Source organism: Pseudomonas sp. 10C3 (genome assembly GCF_036346185.1).
Taxonomy (GTDB): domain Bacteria; phylum Pseudomonadota; class Gammaproteobacteria; order Pseudomonadales; family Pseudomonadaceae; genus Aquipseudomonas.
Genome location: NZ_JASJVE010000194.1, coordinates 1 through 242, shown reverse-complemented (window position 1 = coordinate 242; position 242 = coordinate 1). Strand labels below are relative to the sequence as shown.

At 57.9% G+C, this 242-nt stretch carries 1 pseudogene; it reads right to left on the bottom strand.

Annotated features, from left to right (window positions below):
• A pseudogene (locus tag QN399_RS26595) lies at positions 1-242 on the bottom strand (glutamate synthase small subunit); the annotation flags it as partial.

Below are 242 nucleotides of genomic sequence, written 5' to 3'. Positions count from 1 at the left end.
ATCAACACTTCAAAACGCGAGCCGGGCATGATCCCTACGACGCCACGATAAGCACAGGTCACCCATATCGCGCCATGGCGAATCCCCGTCCGGTTGCAGTCCATCGCGGAGACACCACCGCCGACCACCACAAACATCTAGCCCATCATCTCGACGAAAACATCCCCCGCCAATTCGAACCCCAGATACCCGTTGACCTTCGCGAACAAGAAATCCAGTGCAACCTGCACGCCTCGCAGGAC